The sequence below is a fragment of the Nocardia iowensis genome, from assembly GCF_019222765.1.
In the GTDB taxonomy this organism is placed as follows: Bacteria; Actinomycetota; Actinomycetes; order Mycobacteriales; family Mycobacteriaceae; genus Nocardia; species Nocardia iowensis.
Genome location: NZ_CP078145.1, coordinates 8,002,279 through 8,018,193, shown reverse-complemented (window position 1 = coordinate 8,018,193; position 15,915 = coordinate 8,002,279). Strand labels below are relative to the sequence as shown.

Annotated in this window: 17 protein-coding genes; 5 read left to right on the top strand and 12 right to left on the bottom strand. The window is 67.8% G+C overall.

Annotated elements, in window-relative coordinates:
- Positions 1 to 91: 91 nt before the first annotated feature.
- The gene (locus KV110_RS37045; RefSeq protein ID WP_218471774.1) at positions 92 to 1,108 is read left to right on the top strand and encodes an NAD(P)-dependent alcohol dehydrogenase; all 1,017 of its coding nucleotides are present in this window, start codon (positions 92 to 94) and stop codon (positions 1,106 to 1,108) included.
- A gap of 11 nt (positions 1,109 to 1,119) precedes the next feature.
- On the opposite strand, the gene KV110_RS37040 is transcribed toward KV110_RS37045, so the two are convergent.
- On the bottom strand, positions 1,120 to 2,070 hold the full coding sequence (locus KV110_RS37040) for a helix-turn-helix transcriptional regulator (RefSeq protein WP_218471773.1): 951 nt from the start codon (positions 2,068 to 2,070) through the stop codon (positions 1,120 to 1,122).
- A 63-nt stretch (positions 2,071 to 2,133) separates the two neighbouring features.
- On the opposite strand from KV110_RS37040, the gene KV110_RS37035 reads away from it, so the two are divergent.
- Together KV110_RS37035 and KV110_RS37030 are read left to right on the top strand one after the other, a co-directional pair.
- The gene (locus tag KV110_RS37035) at positions 2,134 to 3,282 is read left to right on the top strand and encodes an epoxide hydrolase family protein (RefSeq protein WP_218471772.1); all 1,149 of its coding nucleotides are present in this window, start codon (positions 2,134 to 2,136) and stop codon (positions 3,280 to 3,282) included.
- Between the two features lie 88 nt (positions 3,283 to 3,370).
- Complete coding sequence (locus KV110_RS37030) at positions 3,371 to 3,523, top strand: hypothetical protein (protein ID WP_218471771.1); 153 nt, start codon at positions 3,371 to 3,373, stop codon at positions 3,521 to 3,523.
- A gap of 5 nt (positions 3,524 to 3,528) precedes the next feature.
- Here KV110_RS37030 and KV110_RS37025 read toward each other — a convergent pair whose 3' ends face one another.
- The 4 genes from KV110_RS37025 to KV110_RS37010 all read right to left on the bottom strand — a co-directional run bounded on the left by KV110_RS37025 (position 3,529) and on the right by KV110_RS37010 (position 8,555).
- The gene (locus KV110_RS37025; protein WP_393538228.1) at positions 3,529 to 5,514 is read right to left on the bottom strand and encodes a 5-oxoprolinase/urea amidolyase family protein; all 1,986 of its coding nucleotides are present in this window, start codon (positions 5,512 to 5,514) and stop codon (positions 3,529 to 3,531) included.
- Positions 5,515 to 5,597: 83 nt separating this feature from the next.
- Entirely contained in the window at positions 5,598 to 6,209 is a 612-nt protein-coding gene (locus KV110_RS37020) for an urea amidolyase associated protein UAAP2 (protein ID WP_218471770.1), read from the bottom strand.
- Positions 6,206 to 6,958: a DUF1989 domain-containing protein gene (locus KV110_RS37015; protein WP_218471769.1), complete on the bottom strand. Its 753-nt coding sequence runs from the start codon at positions 6,956 to 6,958 to the stop codon at positions 6,206 to 6,208. The genes KV110_RS37020 and KV110_RS37015 overlap by 4 nt, the downstream gene beginning before the upstream one ends.
- Before the next feature lie 58 nt (positions 6,959 to 7,016).
- Entirely contained in the window at positions 7,017 to 8,555 is a 1,539-nt protein-coding gene (locus tag KV110_RS37010) for an amino acid permease (protein ID WP_218471768.1), read from the bottom strand.
- Between the two features lie 150 nt (positions 8,556 to 8,705).
- Here KV110_RS37010 and KV110_RS37005 point away from each other — a divergent pair, with 150 nt between their 5' ends.
- A complete protein-coding gene (locus tag KV110_RS37005) occupies positions 8,706 to 9,374 on the top strand; it encodes a TetR/AcrR family transcriptional regulator (RefSeq protein WP_281427837.1) in 669 nt (222 codons plus the stop codon).
- A 3-nt stretch (positions 9,375 to 9,377) separates the two neighbouring features.
- Here KV110_RS37005 and KV110_RS37000 read toward each other — a convergent pair whose 3' ends face one another.
- The 7 genes from KV110_RS37000 to KV110_RS36970 form a co-directional block, all read right to left on the bottom strand.
- Positions 9,378 to 10,718, bottom strand: coding sequence for a TerD family protein (locus KV110_RS37000; protein WP_218479352.1), 1,341 nt, complete (start codon positions 10,716 to 10,718; stop codon positions 9,378 to 9,380).
- A 92-nt stretch (positions 10,719 to 10,810) separates the two neighbouring features.
- Positions 10,811 to 11,341, bottom strand: a complete 531-nt coding sequence (locus KV110_RS36995) for a hypothetical protein (RefSeq protein ID WP_218471766.1) — start codon at positions 11,339 to 11,341, stop codon at positions 10,811 to 10,813.
- A gap of 71 nt (positions 11,342 to 11,412) precedes the next feature.
- A complete protein-coding gene (locus KV110_RS36990) occupies positions 11,413 to 12,213 on the bottom strand; it encodes a family 1 encapsulin nanocompartment shell protein (RefSeq protein WP_218471765.1) in 801 nt (266 codons plus the stop codon).
- A complete protein-coding gene (locus KV110_RS36985; protein WP_218471764.1) occupies positions 12,210 to 13,229 on the bottom strand; it encodes a Dyp-type peroxidase in 1,020 nt (339 codons plus the stop codon). Before KV110_RS36985 ends, KV110_RS36990 begins: the two co-directional genes overlap by 4 nt.
- A gap of 55 nt (positions 13,230 to 13,284) precedes the next feature.
- On the bottom strand, positions 13,285 to 13,617 hold the full coding sequence (locus KV110_RS36980) for a cupin domain-containing protein (RefSeq protein WP_218471763.1): 333 nt from the start codon (positions 13,615 to 13,617) through the stop codon (positions 13,285 to 13,287).
- Between the two features lie 212 nt (positions 13,618 to 13,829).
- A complete protein-coding gene (locus KV110_RS36975) occupies positions 13,830 to 14,333 on the bottom strand; it encodes a dihydrofolate reductase (RefSeq protein ID WP_218471762.1) in 504 nt (167 codons plus the stop codon).
- A complete protein-coding gene (locus tag KV110_RS36970; RefSeq protein WP_218471761.1) occupies positions 14,330 to 15,130 on the bottom strand; it encodes a thymidylate synthase in 801 nt (266 codons plus the stop codon). The genes KV110_RS36975 and KV110_RS36970 overlap by 4 nt, the downstream gene beginning before the upstream one ends.
- Before the next feature lie 43 nt (positions 15,131 to 15,173).
- On the opposite strand from KV110_RS36970, the gene cobF reads away from it, so the two are divergent.
- Positions 15,174 to 15,911 carry a precorrin-6A synthase (deacetylating) gene (gene cobF, locus KV110_RS36965; protein WP_218471760.1) on the top strand — a complete coding sequence of 246 codons (738 nt, stop codon included), beginning with the start codon at positions 15,174 to 15,176 and terminating at the stop codon, positions 15,909 to 15,911.
- Positions 15,912 to 15,915: the final 4 nt, after the last annotated feature.

The window sequence follows — 15,915 nt, the reverse complement described above, 5'->3', positions numbered from 1 at the left end:
GCCCTCTCTCTTGACGCACTTACGGTGTAAGTGTAGCGTCCGAGGTGAGCGACTTACGCTGTAAGTAGCCGTTTTCACGCGAGGAAGTTCCATGGCCGAGGTCCACAGCCCGCAATCCGCAGTCGATGTCAGCACGATGACGGCGATCGTCGCGCCGCAGTACGGTCCCAGCTCGGTACTTCGGACGGAGACAGTGGACCGGCCGACACCGCGCGCGGACGAAATCCTGGTCCGCGTCCGTGCCGCGGCGGTGAGTCAGGGCGACCTGCACTTGCTCACCGGAACTCCCTACCTGTTGCGACTCGGATTCGGCCTACGGCGACCCAAGGATCGGATCATCGGGCACGATCTGGCCGGGGACGTGCTGGCGGTCGGGTCCGAGGTCACCGGATTCCGGCCCGGCGACACGGTATTCGGTGCGGTGGACTCGGGCGCCTTCGCCGAATACGTCTGCGTGCCGGAGCAGCGGCTGGCGCTGGTCCCTGCCGGGCTGGGCATCGAAGAGGCCGCGGCCGTGCCTGATTCGGGAATGACCGCACTGCAGGGCTTGCGTGATGTCGGGCAGCTGCGGGCCGGACAGTCCGTGCTGATCAACGGCGCCTCGGGTGGTGTGGGTACCTTCGCGATCCTGATCGGCAAGGCACTCGGTGCCGAAGTCACCGCCGTCTGCAGCACTCGCCATGTGGCAGCGGTCCGATCCCTCGGCGCCGACCACGTAATCGACTACACCACAGAGGATTTCGCGATGAGCGGCCGCCACTACGACGTGCTTCTCGACCTGGTCGGCAATCGGTCACTGCGCGACTGCCGAAAAGTACTGACCCCGAAGGGCGTATTCGTCTCTTCGGCAGGCGCACCCGGCGGAAACTGGGCAGGCCCGGTCATCTGGATGGCAAAGGTCTTGCTGACCAACCTTTTCACCAGCCAACGGATAGCGCTGCTGCTCATGCGCCCGCGCCGCGCCGACCTCGAGTTCCTTGCCGGGCTGGCCGCGGACGGCAAACTCCGCCCGCTGATCGAAAAGCGCTATCCCTTGGCGCGGGCCGCAGCGGCCGTGCAGCACCTCGCCGACGGGCATGCCGAAGGTAAAACAGTGATCGTGGTCTGAACCACGAGTCTCTAGTTGACCGATTCGGCGAGGCGGGCGGTGAGTTCGCGGATGTGGGCGATGAGTTCGGGTGGCTCGTGGACGCGGAACGGGAAGCCGAAAGTGGCCACGTAGACGGCTAATTCGTCGAGGGAGTTCGAACCGGTGCGGAGGACGCAGGTTTCGGTGTCGACGGCTTCGATGACGCCGACGGTGGGGGCGATGCGGTCCGCTGCGGTCTCGGCGGGGACGGCGAGGGTGATGCGGGCGGAGTAGCGGTACGGCGAATCCGATACTCCCCGGGAGAGATAGCCGGACAGGTCGGTTTCGGGCGGCTCGCGCGGGGTGAAGCGAGGGCCGGTGGGGATGCGGGGGTGTAGGCGGTCGACTCGGTAGGTGCGCCAATCGGCGCGGTCGACGTCCCAGCCGATGAGGTACCAGCGGCGGCCCGCGTGCGCGAGGCGATGGGGTTCGGTAGCGCGCAAAGACGCTGTCCCGTCGTGGCTTCGGTAGTCGAAGCGGAGGCGGTGACTATCCCGGATAGCACCCGCTATCGCGGTGAGCGTGTCCGGGTCGACGGTCGGCCCACCGTCGCGCACCGTGACGGTGACCGACTGCAGCAGGCTGACGCGGTGGCGCAGCCGGGACGGCAGCACCTGTTCGAGTTTGGTGAGAGCCCGCAACGAGCTGTCCTCGATGCCGGTGATGGTGCCGCCCGCGGCGGTGCGCAGACCGATCGCCACCGCCACCGCCTCGTCGTCGTCCAGCAGCAGCGGAGGCAGCTTCGCGCCCGCGCCGAGCCGATAGCCCGCGACGCCGGGAGTGGCATCCACCGGGTAGCCGAGGTTGCGCAGCTTATCGATGTCGCGCCGCACGGTGCGCACGTCGACCTCGAGGCGTTCGGCCAGGTCGGTACCGGTCCAGTCGCGAGGAGTCTGGAGCAGCGACAGCAGCCGGAGCAGTCTCGCGGAAGTTTCCAACATGGATTTCAGTCTGCCGGAAACCTAGGGCGAAAGTTGTCCTAGGTCGGTCATATCGTTTTTTTCATGAGCGACGAGATCCACGAATTCCGCATCGACATTCCGCAGCAGCAACTCGATGACCTGCGCACTCGACTCGACAACGCCCGCTGGCCCGCGCCGCTGCCCGGCGACGGCTGGGACACCGGCGTGCCGACCACCTGGCTGCGCGGTCTGGTCGACTACTGGCGCACCGAGTACGACTGGCGCGCCGCTGAGGCACGGCTCAACTCCTACGCCCAGTACACGACCGAGATCGACGGGCAGACCATCCACTTCCTGCACGTCCGCTCGCCCGAGGCGGATGCGCTGCCGCTGCTGATGACACACGGCTGGCCGGGCTCGATCGTCGAGTTCCTGGACGTGATCGGACCGCTGACCGACCCCCGCGCGCACGGCGGTGATCCGAAAGATGCTTTCCACCTGGTGATTCCGTCGCTGCCCGGGTTCGGTTTCTCGAGCCCCGTGATCGAGGCGGGCTGGACGATCGAGCGGATCGGTGCGGCTTGGGCCGAACTCATGCACCGACTGGGTTACCGGCGCTACGGCGTGCAGGGCGGCGATATCGGCGCCGCGGTGAGTCCGCAGGTCGGCAGGGTCGCGCCGGAACACGTTGCGGGAGTGCATATCAACGGCGGGCCCATTCCGTCGCTGCCGCTGTCCGACGAGGAGATGGCGAGTCTGACCGAGCTGGAGCGGGACCGGATCCGCCGGATCGAGGCGTTCATGCGGGAGGAGTTCGGCTACATCGCGATTCAGTCCACCCGTCCGCAAACGCTGGCCTACGGTCTGGTGGATTCGCCGGTCGGGCAGCTCGCCTGGATCATGGACAAGTTCCGGGAGTGGACACACCCGCGAAACGTGGACCCGGACAAGATCATTGATCGCGATCGGCTGCTCACCAACGTGATGCTGTACTGGCTCAACGGCACCGCCGGTTCGTCGGCCTACGTCGGCTACGCCCAGGACGCGCCGTGGGGAGCGCGGCAGGTGAACTCGGGCGTGCCCACCGCGGCGCTGGTCTTCGCGCACGATGTCGGCATCCGCAAGTACGCCGAAACCGAGAACACCATCACCCGCTGGACCGACGTCGACCGCGGTGGTCACTTCGCGGCCATGGAGGAACCCGAACTGCTCACCACCGATATCCGCGAGTTCTTCCGCGATCTGCGCTGAAACCCGAAGTCCGTGAGCCTGTTCCGGCATGTCGCCGCCGGAGCAGGCCCACAATTATGGACAGCAGGACCGTCGGCGAGGTGCAGCCATGGACAAACCGAAACCATTGAGCCAGGAACACCGGGAAGACTTCTGGCGCCGCTGCGGGTGGTCGCCCGAACTTCCGGACACCGAGCGCGAAGCGATCGAACGCGCCTGGGACGACGAATCGATCGAAATGGCAGAGCTGTTCGGCTGGTGAGCCCACTATCCCGCGGTGAGTTCCCCGGCCAGCTGCCATGAGTTCCGTTCGGCGGCAAAGGCTGCTGCCTGCGTGGCGCGGAAGTCGGCGATGGATCCCTCGTTGGCGGCCAGAAAGGCGCGATAGTCGGCGAGGCGGAACTCGCCGTCCTCGGCGTGCACCTCGACGTTGCCCGCGGCGAAATCGGCGCGCAGGTCGAGCAGCTCATCGGCGGCGACCGGGTACCAGCGGATTCGATCGAAATAGCGGAGCAGCCAAGGCGTTTCGCCGCAGCAGGGACGCCGGTCCGCGCCAGGGCGACCGGCGAGCGGGCCCGCGTGATGGTTCCAGACCTGGGTGGTTCGGCCGACGAACTGGTAGCCGCCGGGCCCCTCCATCCCGTAGATGCACAGGTAGGCGCCGCCGATGCCGACCGCGTTCTCCGGCGTCCAGGTACGGGCGGGATTGTATTTGGTGGTGACCAAGCGGTGGCGTGGGTCGGTCGGGGTGGCGACCGGGGCGCCGAGGTACACGTCGCCCAAACCGAGGACGAGGTATTCGGCGCCGAAGACGGTGTCGTAAACATCTGCCACTGAAGCCAATCCGTTCATGCGGCGGATGAATTCGATATTCCACGGACACCAGGGGGCGTCGGCGCGGACGCCGTGCATGTAGCGGGTGATGGCCTCGCGGGTGGCCGGGTCGTCCCAGGACAGCGGGAGGTGCACGGTGCGGCTGGGGACGACGAGCTGATCGGCGGCGGGCAGGTGCTGTTCGGCTTCGGCCAGTAGATCGAGCAGGACGGGCACCGGCAACACCTGCGGGTCGACCCGGATCTGTAGCGAGCGGATGCCGGGGGTCAGTTCGGTCACGCCACGCACACACGCGGCGAGCAGGTGCTGATGCAGGGCATGCACGCGGGCGCGCAGGCCGAGGTCCAGTGTCATGATGCCGTATTCGACGAGCACAGCGTCGTCGCCCGCTCGGCGGTAGGTCACGCCGGTCGCGTCGTCGACGTCGGTGCGGCGCAGTATTCCGTCGTCACCGTCGCCGCCCGCCGACAGCACGGTGGGCCAGGCGGCACGGCGTGCGGGACCCAGGTCGCGGACCGAGGCGGCGCGATCACTACGGATCGGCACGAAACGCACGGCGTCGCCGGGTGTCAGCTGCCCGAGCTTCCAGCGGTCGGCGGCGACCACGGTGACCGGGCAGACGAAGCCGCCGAGGCTCGGGCCATCGGGGCCGAGCAGGATCGGCGTGTCGCCGGTGAAGTCCAGCGCGCCAACCGAATACGGGGTGTCGTGAATGTTGGAGGGGTGCAGTCCCGCCTCGCCGCCGTCGGTGCGCGCCCACTCGGGTTTCGGGCCGATGAGCCGCACGCCGGTGCGGTCGGAGTTGAAGTGCACCTGGTAGTCGGTACCGAGGATGGTGCCGAAGTCGGTGCGGGTGAAGAACTCCGGCGCACCGTGCGGGCCTTCGGTCACCGCCAGCTCCCAACGCCTGGACAGCGCGGGCTGGTCGTCCATCGGGACGGCGGTCGCGACGCGGCCGTGCTGGGGACCGAGCGGCAGAACCGCGCCGCCGCGCAGGGCATCACCGTCTCTGCCGCCGAACCGTCCGAGGGTGAATGTAGCCGCGCTGCCGAGATATTCGGGCAACTGAATGCCGCCCCCGACCAGTACATAGCAGCGCATCCCCGGTCCACGAACCGCACCGACGTCGAGGACGCCGCCCGCGGGGACTCGAACGGTCCGCCACTGCTCCACCCGAACGCCGTCCACCGTGACGTCGGTCGGTGCGCCGGTGACGCACACCCAGGTCGGCGCGGCGAACTTCAGCGCCGGACCACCGAGGGTGCACTCCAGCCCGGCCGCACCTTCGGGATTGCCGAGTACCCGATTGCCGAGCCGGAACGATAGATCGTCCATCGGTCCAGACGGTGGGACCCCGACGTGCCAATATCCGGTTCGCCCCGGCCAATCCTGCACTGTTGTCCGCATTCCCGGACGGATGACTTCGACGGTCGTGAGCGGAAACCTGCTGGTTTCGAGCGGATGGCCAGTGTGCTTCGTACCGTCGGACAGTTCCGTGACGGTCACCGCGACACCACCATGCGGATCGGCGTCGGGTCGAAACCGTTGCAGGGGTTATTGATCTGCGGGCAATTGGAGACGAGGACGAGCGTATCGACCTCGGCGCGCAGGGTGACTTTCTTTCCCGGAGCGGACAATCCGTCGACGATACCGAGCGTGCCGTCGGCTTCCACCGGCACATTCATGAACCAGTTGATATTCGACACCAGGTCGCGTTTGCCGAGGCCCCAGTGCAGCGCGGCGGCGAGGAAATTCTCCACGCAGGCGTGCTGGTGGCGGGTGTGGTGCCCGTAGCGGAGCGTGTTCGACTCCTGAGAGCAAGCGCCCGCGATGGTGTCGTGGTTGCCTACGTCGTCGGCGACGACGGTCATCAAGGCGGTTCCGGTATCGGTCAGCAGCACGCTGCCGGTGGTGAGGAAGATGTTGCGCTGCGCGGCGACGGTGGCCTGCGCGCTGTAGCGGTCGGTGTGATCGGCCGCCGAATACAACAGGCAGTCGACCGCCTGGTTGCCGTGCAGATCGATGATCTCCAGCTGGTCGCCCGCCGCGACCACCGCCGACCAGGGGGAGCGGGCGGGGACGATCTCGTCGAGCACGGTGGTGCGAGACGTCATCGACTTGCCTCCGTTGTGCGTGCGGCCGACCAGGCGCGTTCGGTGTTCACCACGGCCCGTTGGTATTCCGGATCGGTGTTGTGCGCGACGGCCAGATCCTCCGGCGCGGCCCAGGCGACGACATCGAGATCGGTGGCGGCGCGGTCGTCGAGCGGATGCGCGGCATTGGCGACGAGCAGGATCACCGGCAGGTGCACCAGCAGGTCGACCGAGGCACCGGCGGCGGCGCTGCCGGTGGCGGTCAGCGCGCCGTCGGATTCGACGCGCACGCCGCGGAAGAACGACACCGTCGGTCCGATATCGCGTGGTTGCAGACCATGTTTGGCCCCGGCCAGGCACAGCAGCTGTCGGGCTTCGGCAGTCGGCCCGCACAGGGCGTCGTGCCTGCCCGAGGTATCGGCGAGCACGGTGGCGAGAACGCGGCCCTGGTCGGACAGCAATGGATGCCCGTCGCCGAGGTAGGCCTGCCACGGAACCTTTACGGTGTCCGCGACATTCAGCCGTTCCCACGGTGCCTCGGCGCGCACTAGGAGCAGATGCGCACATGCGGCGCCCGTCGGGTCGGCCAGCCGGACCCGAGTGCCGCGCCCGAGCACGACATTCGCGGAGCCCGCGCCCGGAATGCGCTGAGTGAAGGTAATTCTCGTGGACTCGACACCATCGGGCAGATCCGGTTCCGCGACGGCCGCGGTGGCCGCCTGCGAACGCGCGTGCGCCCTGGCACCGGTGGTGGATGAGGTACTGGTCATTGTTGCCTCCTTCGGCGGGCGCTGTGCGGTGGTGGCGGGAGCGCCACCACGCTGCACATCAGACGGATTGTGTTGTGGCGTCCGAGGTTTCGGCGGCACGCCGCGTACCGCCGACCAACCGGTGTACGACCGCTCCGACGGCAACCACCAGCAGCACGAACAGCGGCGCGGCCCACTGCATCCACCAGCTGCCGCCGTTCGGCGTGTACACCTCGGCACGCGGCCAAGCCAGGTTCACCGCCATCGCGATGCCCCACAGCACCGCGAGCACGTTGATCGGGAATCCCAAGCGGCCCAGACTGAACAGGCCGGTCTCGCTGGCTTCGTCGGCGGGCATGCCCTTGAACCGGCGAATCAGCAGCGGCACCGTGACCAACAGGTAAGCCAGGTACAGCGTCACGATGCACACACTGGCCAGCGTCGCGAAGATCGCGGCATTCCCGAGATTCAGTACCAGCAGGCCGATGCCGAGCAGGCCGATGACGACCGCAGGCAGCACCGGCGTACCGAAGCGCGGATGTACCGCGGCCAGACTGTGAGCGAACGGCAGCTTCCCGTCGCGTGCCATAGAGAACATCAGCCGCGAGCCCGCGGTCTGAATTGCCAAGGTGCACACCGTGACCGCCACCGCAACGCAGCCGAGCAGCACCTTGCCCGCCGGGCTGTCCAGTTTCGAGGTGAGCACGTAGGCCAAACCGTCCGTGGCCAGTGATCCGTCGGACAGGCTCGGTGCGGCCATCAGCGCACCGAGGAGCAGCAGTCCGCCACCGAGCGCGGAGACCGCCAGCGCGGTCAGGATGGTGCGCGGCGCCACCCGGCGCGGATTCTTCGTTTCCTCGGAAAGTTCACCGGCGGAATCGAAGCCGACCATCACGTAGGCGGCCATCAGCCCGGATACCAGGAACGCGGCCCAGTACGCGCCCGGCACCGCTTGATCGGTGTCCAGCACCACGCCGGGCCCGCGCTCGGTGTGCGTGAAGAACAGCGCGATGATCGCGAGTACACCGACGATCTCGACGGTGACGCCGATCGAGTTGATCCGTGACATCAGGGCGATGCCGAGCACGTTGACGACCGTGGTGATCACCAGCAGGATGCTGCCGAGCAGCACCGCGTTCGTCGCGCCGGACGACGAGGTGAGCGCGGTGTCGTCGCCGACCAGCTGGAACCCCGGCCAGATCGACGGCAGCACCACCTGCAGTGCGATCGCCGCCGCGGCGGCGGTCACGATCTGCGCGATGACCATCATCCAGCCCGCGAACCAGCCGACGAGCTCGCCGCCGAGGCGGCGCGACCACTGATAGATGCAGCCCGAAATCGGGTAGCGCGCGGCCAATTCGGCGAAGTTCAGCGCGACCAGGAACTGTCCGGCGAACACGATCGGCCAGGTCCAGAAGAAGGCGGCGCCGCCGAACGAATAGCCGAAGCCGAAGAATTGGAAGATCGTGGTGAGGATGGAGACGAACGAGAAGCCGGCCGCGAACGAGGCGTAGCGGCCGAGTTTGCGGCGCAGGACCGGCTGATAGCCGAATCGGGCGAGGTCGGCGCCGTCCCGGCTGGTGTCGGGCGGCGGGGCGGGGACGAACGTTGTGGCCATGAGGGTCCTTCGGCGAGCGGCCAATACCTATCAGCTGACAGTTTTGCGGTGGCGATCGCGCTTTCGGTGACCCGCGTGTATCGCTTTGGGTAACCCCGGTAACGCCTGCGTTGCGGATCGGTCCAGCGGAGACCTGCCAGAATGAACCTTGTGGCAAACTTCGGCCCCGGCCGTCCTCGAGTGGAGCAACGACGCCGTCGCGGCCAGACGCCGCGCGCCGAGATCCTGGACGCTGCCGGGGAGCTGTTCACCACCAATGGTTATGCGAACACCTCCACCCGTGTGGTCGCCGACGCGGTCGGCATCCGTCAGGCATCGCTCTATCACCACTTCGCCGCCAAGGATGACATCCTCGATGCGCTGCTTGTCGAAACCATAGCTGCCCCATTGGAACTCGCGGAGCGATTGCGCGATGTGCGGGAACCGACGCCCGCGCGGCTGTATGCGCTGGCCTGGTTCGATGTGCGCCAACTCTGCGCGGCCCGGTGGAATCTGGGTGCGCTGTATCTGCTTCCGGAACTGCGCACCGAGCGGTTCGCCGCGTTCCGGCTGCGGCGCGACGAACTGCGTGGGCACTACGAGACGTTGGCGGCGGCGGTGCTGGCCGAAGCCGGCGGCGCGGGCATCGTCGGCGCGGCGGCGCTGCCGTTCCGGCTGGTCGAGATGGTGATCAACATGCGTTCGGACGAGGGCAGCGCGCCGGTCTTCGCGGAGCGGACGATCCCCGAGGCGGCGCTGCGGGTCCTCGGCTGGCCCGGCGACCTGGACGCGCTTCGTGGCCGGGCGCAGTTGCTGCTGGCCCAGCTCGAACCGGCCTGAGACCTACTTCCCCGCGCTACGTCCCCACTCGAGGCCCCAGCGGTAGGCCTTGTCGACTTCCATCTTCCCCCACAGCGGGCGCCGGGCAGGCGGCCGGATGAACACCCCTTGACGGTGAACCACGAACTCCCCGTTGACGTTTTCGATCAACGCGAGCACCATCTCCCGCGAATTGTCGGTGCACCCGCTCACCGACATCTCGATCGGCGGCGAGCCGATCGGGTACAGCGTGGCCGTAGCGTGCACGCCACGGAAATCGTCGGTGCCTTCGTACAGCGAGGCGAACACCAGAATCCGGCGGAACCGCGCGGTGTGGTCCAGGTTGATGTCGAGGTTCTCGCCTGCCGCGACGGCGCCGGTCCGATCGTCCTTGTCGAGTTGGATGAAGGGCGGCTGCTGCAACGAGCCGAACCCGTCGAGTGGGCCGATGGCGCCCTTGGTTCCGTCGGTCAGCTCCCAGAAACAGCACAGGTCCAAATCGAGACCGCGCTTGCGTTTGCCGAACCCGCGTCGGCTGTCGGTGGCACCGGACCAGTTCAGGTTGATCCGCATCACGCCCCCGGTCGCGCCCTGCTTGGTCAGCGAAATCGAGGGCGCTTCCTTGGTCAGCGAGATCTTGCTCAGGTTGACCGGTGCGTCCGGCGGCGGTGCGACCGATCCGGACTGCTGCCCGGGGAGGGCCGGTGGCGCGACGTGCGGACCCGCGGGTTGCGGCGGTGCGTACTGCGGAGCAGGCGGGGGCGGTGGCGGTGGGGCGGCGAACTGATGCGGCGGCGCGGCGGGCGGTGGCGGCGGGGCGAACTGATGCGGCGGTGCGGCGGGTGCCGGGGCATCGTCGACCGAGATGCCGAAATCGGTGGCCAGACCGGCCAACCCGGAGTCGTAGCCCTGCCCGACCGCGCGGAACTTCCACGCCCCCTGGCGCCGATACAGCTCGCCGAGCACGAAGGCGGTCTCGGTGCTCGCGCCGACGCTGTCGAATCGCGCCACCTCGGCGCCGTTGCCCGGATCCAGCAAACGTACATAGAGGCCATGGAATTGGCCGAAGGTGCCGCCATCCGCGGACGCGGCGAGCACGATGCTGTCGATCTGCGGTTCGACCTGGTCCAGGTTCGCCCACAGCACGTCGAGCACGGTCGGCCCCTGCTGCTTGCCCTCGTGCCGGACCGCGCCGGACGGATGCGCGGGCTGGTTGTAGAAGACGAAGTCGGCGTCCGTGCGCACCTTTCCGGCGGCCAGCAGCAGCGCCGAAGCGTCGGCGTCGGGCACCCCTGGCCCGCCCTGCCAGCCCAGTTCGATCCGGACGGCGGACGTCGGCACCGGCACGTTGGAGCCCTTTGTCATCGACACACTTGCCAACGTATCGGAAACGAGCCGCCGGTGTCCCGGCGCGTGAGCAGGCCTCGCCGGGTGACGATGCGGCCGCGGGTCGGAGCTCAGCGCGTCGGCGGCGCGATCTGCCAGTGCTGTTGCAGCGCACCGGCGATCTCCGGCAGTACGGTCACCGGAATGCGCTTGCGCCGCAACATGTCCCGGATCTCGGTGACCTGCTCCCGCTTACGCAGGTCGTAGGCGCCCGAGACCGGTCCGAGCACCGGCGGGATCGACAGCAGTACCAATTCGCCGTGTTGTTCGTCCCCGCCGACCAGGTCGAGTGCGAGCGACCAGCGGGATCGTTCGTCGAGGGTGAAGCGTCCGGCGACCACGCGATCCCAATCGATGCTGGACTCCGTCCACGGGGTGCGCCGGTAGATCACCCGCTCGGTGAGCACGATGGCGTCCCTGGTGAACAGCGCCGCCACCACGGCAACGCCCGCGACCGCGCCGAGCAGCAACCCGGTGACCACCCGGTTCACCCCGAACAGGGCGACCACCGCCGCGCACAGCGCCACGGTCACGAGGATCCCGAGGCAGCTGTAGAGCACCGCGCGCTGTGTGGGCACCACACCCGCCCGCACCATTGTCATCTCATCTACCTGCTTCCGGCGTGCTGCGGCACACGCTACCGCGCACCGCACTACCGCACACCTCGGCTGGGTCAGGCTTCCAGCGCGACCGCGGCCTCGGCGGTGTACACCAGAAAGGTCAGGCTCTGCTGGAAGTACAGCTGCACCGACTCGGCGTCGTGCGACAGGTAGCCGATCGACAGGTCCTGGCCGATCCGCAGGTCGTAGTCGCCGCCGCGGGTGGTCAGCACGAACGCGCCGTCGATGGCGGGCGCCCAGATGATCTCGCCGTCCGGAATGAGGCGCTCGATGTGGGTGCGGATCGGATGGCCGTGGTCGGAGGTCTCGCTGACCGCCGTGAAGAGGTCCGCGCTCAGCAGCGCCGAGTACGGTCCGTCCACGCCCGCCAGTCGCAATGCGGTGAGCGCCTGGGTGACGGACTCCGGCACCAGGCGCGGATCATTCGGCAGTGCGATCGCCTGGTTGGTCGAACTGGCCCGGATGCCGGTGATCTCGGCGGCCGGGTAGCCCTCGAAGATGGCCCGGTCCTCGGCGAACGCGATTCGCTTCGCGGCGTCCTTCACCGGATCCAGGTCGGTGTCGTTGGCGCCGCGTTCGACGTTGTCGAGTTCCTCGCGGGAGAGCCGGAACGGCACCCGCAGCTCGACCAGCGGCGCGACCACCCGCTGCCGGGCGATGACGCCCTCGTCGGGCGCGGCGATCGGGGTGGTGTGCCCGGTGCCGACCGCGGCGTAGTCGAGGCCGTGCGGGCCGGACAGGTCGACGACGCGACGCCCGGCGATGTGCCGTTTGAAGGTGCGCGTCGCCTCTTCCCCGATTGCCGACCACGCCTCGTCGGTGATCGGCGCGAGTTCGCGATGGAGGTTGTTCATGACTGCATGCTCCTTTTCAACGTGCCGATACCGAGTGAGCCCGAGCCGATGTCGTTGGGCTGCACGTTTTTCGCTGCGCTGGCTTCGTCCGGCGGCGGCGGAAGTTCGTCCAGGAAATCCAGGGGTGGCGCGAAGAACGAGGTGCCGGTGACCGCGATGGAGAAGTCGAGAAGGCGGTCGTAGGCCGCCTCCTCGGTGCCGACGAACATCCGGGTGAGCATCAGCTCGGTGACGGTCGGCGTCGCCGCGTAAGCGACGTAGTACGTGCCGAATTCGCCGTCCTTGACGCTGCCGAACGGCATATTGGCGCGCAGGATCTGCCGCTCGGTGCCGTCGGCGTCGACGATGGTGTTCACCGCGACGTGCGAGTCCGCGGGCTGGTCGGCGTCGGAGAGCTCGAAGTCGTCGAGCTTGGTGCGCCCGATCACCTTCTCCTGCTCCTCGACCGACAGCGCCCGCCAATCCGCCAGTGGGTGCAGGTACTTCTGCACGACGACATAACTGCCGCCACGGAATTCGGGATCTTCGTCGCCGACCAGTGCGGCCGCGTACGCGGCCCGGCCTTCCGGATTCTCGGTGCCGTCCACGAAGCCGAGCAGATCGCGCTGTTCGAAGTAGCGGAAGCCGACCGTCTCGTCCACGATCGTCACGGCGCCGGCCAGCCGGTCGGCGATCGTCATGGCGAGTTCGAAGCAGGCGTCCTGGTTCTCCGCCCTGATGTGGAACAGGAGGTCGCCCGGGGTGGCGGGCGCCTGGTGGTGCTCGCCGACGAAGCCGGGGAATTCGTGCAGTTCGGCGGGCCTCGGGCCGGCGAAGAGCCGGTCCCAGGCCGCGGAACCGATCGAGGTGACGCAGGTGAGCCCCGCACCGGGGATGCGGAACCCGACCGAGCGGCGCAGACCGGAAATGTCGGCGAGCGTGTCCCGCACGACCGCCTCGCCGCCCTCGTCGATGGTGGCGACCAGGAAGATCGCGGCCGGGGTGAGCGGATCGAGGATCGGCTGAGGCTCGCTCATGATGATCAGCGTAGTGCCAGGCACCCGATGACCGATCAGATGGCGGGGGGTGTGGCTACTGTGGCGTGGCCACGGTCAGCAGGAACGCCACGTCGTCGACGGCCTTGACGCTGTGCCTGGCCTTGGGCACCACGAGCAGGTCGCCCGCGGAGCCCTTCCACTCATTGCTGCCGCTGATCAAGGTCAGGGTGCCGCTGAGCACGAGCAGGGTGGATTCCCCATTGTTGTCGTGCTCGGCCAGGCTCTGACCCGCGCTGAGTCCGACCACGGTCTGCCGCAGCGAATTCGCGTGACCGCCGAAGATGGTTTGCGAACTGCGCCCGCTAGTGGCAGTGCTGGCCAACTTGAGCTGTTGGCGAGCAACCGCAGTCAGCGATTTCTTGTCCATGGACCGCCTTTCGCAATCGCAGCAACCTGGTGCGGGGCTGGCGCACCGGCTGGGAGCGTTCGGGCGAACGAAGGTCGCCCGCCGCTTACTCAGGAGTATGCCCGACCAGGCTAGGTCACGGGTCGGCTTTGCGCGGCCGGGTCGCCGCGCCGCGGGATCTGTGATCGAACGGTGTTGTGCGGCTCCAGCGATGGATGCGAGGAGTTTGCCGACTAGTCGGGTCGGCCGCGGGTATAGCGCCGGGTCCGGTACCGCAGACCGGTGCTCGATTCGTGCCACGGCGCGGTGTCGTCGGCGGTCCATTCAGGGCCGATGGGTGGGGCGTAGGCGTCGCCCTCGACGGTGGTGTCCACCTCGGTGACGAGCAGGTCGGTCGCAAAATCCATAGCGGCGCGGTAGATCTCACCGCCACCCATCACCCACACGGTGTCCTGATCGCCGAGCGCCAGCGCCTCGGCCACTGAAGCGGCCCGTTCGGCCCCCTCCGCCGCCCAGTCGGTCTGCCTGGTCACCACGATGTTGCGGCGTCCGGCCAGCGGGCGGAATTTCGGCGGCAGCGAATCCCAGGTGCGCCTACCCATCACCACGGGATGTCCCATGGTGACCTTCTTGAAGTTGGCCATGTCCTCGGGCACCCGCCAGGGGATGGTGTTCTGGAAACCGATCACCCCGTCCGGGGTTTGTGCCCAGATCAGTCCGATGGTGCGGGCACTCACACGGCCACCGGGGCCTTGATCGCCGGATGATGCTGGTAGTCGACCACTTCCACGTCCTCGTAGACGTAGTCGAACAGCGTCGGCGCCGGGCGCAGCCGCAGCGTGGGGAACGGGTACGGCTCGCGGGTCAGCTGTTCGCGGACCTGGTCGAGGTGGTTGTCATAGATGTGGCAGTCGCCGCCGGTCCAGATGAAATCACCGGGCTCCAGCTCGGTCTGCTGCGCGACCATGTGGGTGAGCAGGGCGTAGCTGGCGATATTGAACGGCACGCCGAGGAAGAGGTCCGCGCTGCGCTGATACAGCTGGCAGGACAGTCTGCCGTCGGCCACATAGAACTGGAAGAACGCGTGGCAGGGGGCGAGCGCCATCTTGTCCAGCTCGGAAACGTTCCAGGCGGACACGAGCATGCGCCGGGAGTCCGGATTGGTCCGCAGCGTCTGCAATACCTCGGAGATCTGGTCGATGTGCATGCCGTCCGGGGTCGGCCAGGACCGCCACTGCACGCCGTAGACCGGGCCCAGTTCGCCGTCGGCGTCGGCCCATTCGTCCCAGATGGAGACGCCATGCTCTTGCAGCCAGCCCACATTGGACTCGCCGCGCAGGAACCAGAGCAGTTCGTAGACGATCGACTTGAGATGCACCTTTTTCGTGGTGATCAGCGGGAAGCCTGCCGAGAGGTCGTAGCGCAGCTGATGGCCGAAGATGCTGCGCGTTCCGGTGCCGGTGCGGTCCGCTTTTTTCGTGCCGGATTCCAGCACCAGTCGGAGCAAGTCCTCGTACTGGGTATCGGTCGCCACGGCTGCCAACTCTAGTCGTCACCGCACCTGGCAAGCTCGGCGCATGCGCATGCTCTCCGTGATCGGCATCGGTGCGGGCGATCCCGACCAGGTGACCGTGCAGGCCATCAAGGCGATGCGCCGGGTCGATGTGTTCTTCGTCATCGGCAAGGGCGCGGACAAGCGCGAACTGGTCGAGGTGCGGGCCGCGATCCTGGCCGAGCACGTCGACCGGCCGTATCGGATCGTGGAGATCGCCGACCCGCCGCGCGACCGCGCACCGGCCGACTATCAGGGTGTGGTCGAGGACTGGCACGAGCGGCGCTCCGCGCTGCTGGAGGAAGCCTTTTCGCAGGTCGACGGGGTCGGTGGGATTCTGGTGTGGGGCGATCCCGCGCTGTACGACAGCACCCTGCGGATGATCGAGCGGGTGCTGGCGCGCGGTGCGGTGCGCTTCGACTACGAGGTGATTCCCGGTGTCACCAGCGTGCAAGCACTGGCCGCTCGGCACCGCATGGTGTTGCACCGCATCGGTGAACCGGTGCACATCACCACGGGAAGGCGGTTGCGCGAGGACGGGCTCACCGGTTCCGCCGTGGTGATGCTGGACGGCGACTGCTCGTTCACCCAGGTCCCCGGCGACGACATCCACATCTGGTGGGGCGCCTACCTGGGAATGCTGGACGAAACGCTGATCGAAGGCCCGCTGCGCGAAGTGGAGCAGCGGATCGTCACCAGCCGCGACCGGCTGCGCGCCGAGAAGGGCTGGATCATGGACATCTACCTCCTGCGCCGGGGCTGACGAC

Bases quoted from the DNA above. Each gene is read 5' to 3' on its own strand.
- KV110_RS37045 (WP_218471774.1), top strand. From the start codon at position 92: ATGGCCGAGGTCCACAGCCCGCAATCCGCAGTCGATGTCAGCACGATG.
- KV110_RS37040 (WP_218471773.1), bottom strand. From the start codon at position 2,070: ATGTTGGAAACTTCCGCGAGACTGCTCCGGCTGCTGTCGCTGCTCCAG.
- KV110_RS37035 (WP_218471772.1), top strand. From the start codon at position 2,134: ATGAGCGACGAGATCCACGAATTCCGCATCGACATTCCGCAGCAGCAA.
- KV110_RS37030 (WP_218471771.1), top strand. From the start codon at position 3,371: ATGGACAAACCGAAACCATTGAGCCAGGAACACCGGGAAGACTTCTGG.
- KV110_RS37020 (WP_218471770.1), bottom strand. From the start codon at position 6,209: ATGACGTCTCGCACCACCGTGCTCGACGAGATCGTCCCCGCCCGCTCC.
- KV110_RS37015 (WP_218471769.1), bottom strand. From the start codon at position 6,958: ATGACCAGTACCTCATCCACCACCGGTGCCAGGGCGCACGCGCGTTCG.
- KV110_RS37010 (WP_218471768.1), bottom strand. From the start codon at position 8,555: ATGGCCACAACGTTCGTCCCCGCCCCGCCGCCCGACACCAGCCGGGAC.
- KV110_RS37000 (WP_218479352.1), bottom strand. From the start codon at position 10,718: ATGACAAAGGGCTCCAACGTGCCGGTGCCGACGTCCGCCGTCCGGATC.
- KV110_RS36995 (WP_218471766.1), bottom strand. From the start codon at position 11,341: ATGACAATGGTGCGGGCGGGTGTGGTGCCCACACAGCGCGCGGTGCTC.
- KV110_RS36990 (WP_218471765.1), bottom strand. From the start codon at position 12,213: ATGAACAACCTCCATCGCGAACTCGCGCCGATCACCGACGAGGCGTGG.
- KV110_RS36985 (WP_218471764.1), bottom strand. From the start codon at position 13,229: ATGAGCGAGCCTCAGCCGATCCTCGATCCGCTCACCCCGGCCGCGATC.
- KV110_RS36980 (WP_218471763.1), bottom strand. From the start codon at position 13,617: ATGGACAAGAAATCGCTGACTGCGGTTGCTCGCCAACAGCTCAAGTTG.
- cobF (WP_218471760.1), top strand. From the start codon at position 15,174: ATGCGCATGCTCTCCGTGATCGGCATCGGTGCGGGCGATCCCGACCAG.